General features: G+C 53.8%; 2 protein-coding genes and 1 riboswitch. Both genes read left to right on the top strand.

Annotated elements, in window-relative coordinates:
• Positions 1-161 precede the first annotated feature (161 nt).
• A complete protein-coding gene (locus B2Y11_RS05505; protein ID WP_291057121.1) occupies positions 162-1,358 on the top strand; it encodes a dicarboxylate/amino acid:cation symporter in 1,197 nt (398 codons plus the stop codon).
• 321 nt (positions 1,359-1,679) lie between these two features.
• Positions 1,680-1,777: riboswitch (glycine riboswitch) on the top strand.
• Between the two features lie 125 nt (positions 1,778-1,902).
• Positions 1,903-3,288 (top strand): alanine/glycine:cation symporter family protein, encoded by a 1,386-nt coding sequence (locus B2Y11_RS05500; RefSeq protein WP_291057119.1) that lies wholly within the window; start codon positions 1,903-1,905, stop codon positions 3,286-3,288.
• Positions 3,289-3,512: the final 224 nt, after the last annotated feature.

Below are 3,512 nucleotides of genomic sequence, written 5' to 3'. Positions count from 1 at the left end.
TGAATTATAATTCAAATAGTATCATTTATATATTTTATCGACTATTCGATTTCCATATACATAGAAATGTATAAAAGATTTCACAAATCTATTGGTTATGCTGTATGTATTTGCTATAATAGGGTAAATATCAAGTGCAAATATATGAGGGAGGGCACGAAATGAACTTATCTGTACAAATTTTCATTTCCCTGGTTCTGTCCGTAGTGGTAGGATTGGTGCTGGGGGACGGGGCGGCGGCTCCGGTGAAGACATGGATTGCGCCGATTGGCACCATGTTTATCAATCTCATCAAGATGATGATTGTTCCTGTGGTTTTCTGTTCTCTGGTGGTGGGCATGACCTCCATGGGGGATATGAAGAAGCTGGGCCGTATCGGCGTGAAGACCCTGTGCATTTACATGGTGACCACCGCCATTGCCATTGTCATCGGCTTTGCGGTGGCGGGGGTTATCCAGCCGGGTATCGGCATGGCGCTGCCTACGGATGCGGCGGCGCCGAAGGTGAAGGAAGCACCCACCATTATGCAGGTGTTTGTAAATATGATTCCTTCCAACCCCATTGCCTCCATGGCTAAGGCGGACATTCTGCCGGTTATTATCTTTGCCCTCTTCGTAGGGGCGGGCATTGTTTCTGTCGGCGGGAAACGGGCGGAAACCCTGATTTCCTTCTTCGATGCTTTTGCGGAAGTGTGCTACAAGATCATCGGTATGATCATGAAGACAGCGCCGGTAGGCGTGTTCTGCCTTCTCCTTCCGGTGGTGGTGCAGAATGGCCCGAAGGTGCTGCTGCCGCTGCTTTCCGTCATTATCTGTATGGCTGTAGGCAGTGTCATCCATGCGGTAGGCGTGTACTCTACCCTCACCGCTGTGTCTGCCCACATGAGCCCCCTGAAATTCTTCCGGGGCATGTCGGAAGCCATGGCCATTGCCTTTACCACCTGCTCTTCTGCCGGCACCCTGCCTGTCAATATGCAGAACGTGCAGACGAAACTGGGCGTGAAGCGTGACATCGCCTCCTTCGTACTGCCTCTGGGGGCCACCATCAACATGGACGGCACGGCGCTGTACATGGGTATCTGCTCCCTTTTCATTGCTAACGTATTCGGCATTCCCCTGACCGTGGACCAGATGATGATGATCGTCCTCACCGGTACTCTGGCTTCCATCGGTACCGCCGGCGTTCCCGGTGCGGGACTCATTATGCTGGCCATGGTGCTCCAGTCCGTAGGCCTTCCCATGGAAGGGCTGGCGCTGGTAGCAGGCATTGACCGTGTGCTGGATATGTTCCGTACCTGCCTCAACATCACCGGCGACGCCGCTGTGGCAGTGGCCGTGAATGCTACGGAAAAGGAATAACTTTTTGAAATCGATTTCATGAATACATATTGTGTATTTCTTCATGATAATTTATAATAGTGACAACTTCACAAGTGGATGATGCATGCGGAAAAAGGCCGAAGTGAAGCACTGATTTAAGCGTTATCGGGTTTCATTCTTGTGTTTTTATTCAATACAAGGAATAAGTCGACGCGAATAGCCAGCTATTTAAGGAGACTTATAACGAAGTATTGGATAAAAATACATATGAAATTCGATTCTGCGATTCAATCAGTGCTTCCCGAAGGCCTACCGAAGGAGTAACACTATCAGGCGTTCATTGAACACGAAACTGCATGCGGACAGAACTCTGGAGAGCCCCGGGAAACCGGGCGCCGAAGGTGCACAGGCCGGCTTGCCGGCTGTAATCTCTCAGGCAAAAGGACAGAGCCGGGCGGTCATTGGAACCAATTACCGCCGGCTCTGTTTTGTTTTATCTGGGCCGGCGGTTTTATTGTGGGTAGGAAAGCATGAAATCATTGTATGCGGGGTAGTGAATCGGAATGATTCAGGGGAGGTTTTTATGTTAGCAGATGTATTGAACCGGATCGACAGTATCGTGTGGGGGCCCTGGCTCCTCATCCTGCTGGTAGGCACCGGCGTGTTCCTGTCCTGCCGGCTGGGATTCCTGCAGGTCATGAAGCTGCCAAGGGCGCTGAAGCTCATATTCTTTGCAAGAAACAAGGGGGACGGAGACATTGACTCCTTCAAGGCCCTCTGCACCGCCCTGGCTGCCACCGTAGGCACCGGCAACATCGTAGGCGTGGCCACTGCCATCAAGCTCGGCGGTCCCGGCGCCCTTTTCTGGATGTGGCTGGCCGCCTTCTTCGGCATGGCCACCAAATTCTCCGAAGGCTGCCTGGCCGTGAAATTCCGCCAGGTGGATGACCAGGGAAATATTGCCGGCGGCCCTATGTACTATATCGAAATGGGTCTGGGGAAGAAATGGAAGCCCCTGGCCGTGGCTTTTGCCCTTTTTGGCATCATGACCGCCATGCTGGGCAGCGGCACCACCACCCAGATGAACGCCATCGTGTCCTCCGTACAGGCAGGATTCGGCGTTTCCACCTATATTACCTGTGCCATCGTCACCATCCTGGTAGCCATCATCACCTTCGGCGGCCTCCAGTCCATTTCCAAAACCGCCTCCAAAATCGTACCGGCCATGGCGGTGATTTACTTCATTATCACCGTCATTTTCCTTGGGATGAACTCGGCAGAATTACCCCGGGCCATTGGGGAAGTCTTCAGCGGCGCCTTCAACGGCACCGCTGCCGCCGGCGGATTTGCAGGGGCCGGCCTTATGCTCACCATCCGAAGCGGCATTGCCAGAGGCCTTTACTCCAATGAATCAGGCCTGGGCTCTGCCCCCATCGTGGCCGCCGCCGCTAAAACCAAGTGGCCTGCCGAGCAGGGCCTTATTTCCATGACCGGCACCTTCATCGACACCATCATCATCTGCACCCTCACCGGCCTTACCATCATCGTATCCGGCGTGTGGACCGGCCCCACCAATGGCGCCGAAATGACCCAGGCCGCCTTCGCCACAACCTACGGAAGCCTGGCTCCCTTCATCCTCACCATCTCCCTCACCCTCTTCGCCTTCACCACCATCATCGGCTGGAACTACTACGGCGAACAGTGCTGGGAATACCTCTTCGGTACCAAAACCATCAAACTCTACCGCCTGGGCTACATCGCCATCCTGGCCTCCGCCGTCTTCCTCAAACTGGAAGCCATCTGGTCCCTGGCGGACATTGTGAACGGACTCATGGCCATCCCGAACCTCATCGCCCTCCTGGGCCTCTCCGGCGTCATCACGGCGGAAACAAAGAAATACTTCACCCACCTGGCTATCAGGGATGCCAAACTGAAGGCCTACAAAGCAAGAAGAATAGGAAAGAAATAAGAAAAACCGGGCGTCAGCCCGGTTTTTTACGTAGAGGCACCGGCGATATGACAAGCCCTTATGGGGCTTGAGGGTTCAAATGGACACGCCCTGTCGGGCGTGAGGGTTCACAAGGTTCAAAGGGCTGTGGTGGGCGCCCTTATGGGCGCCAGTATAAATGCTGCCTTGCGGCAGCAGGAAAACCTTTACAACCGCCCTGTGGGCGAGGAAATGCATTCCCCCTT

Origin of the sequence: Dialister sp. UBA1703 (genome assembly GCA_002320515.1) — a bacterium.
In the GTDB taxonomy this organism is placed as follows: Bacteria; Bacillota; Negativicutes; order Veillonellales; family Dialisteraceae; genus Dialister.
The sequence above is the reverse complement of the archived record's forward strand: the minus strand, read 5'-3'. Positions and strand labels throughout refer to the sequence as shown.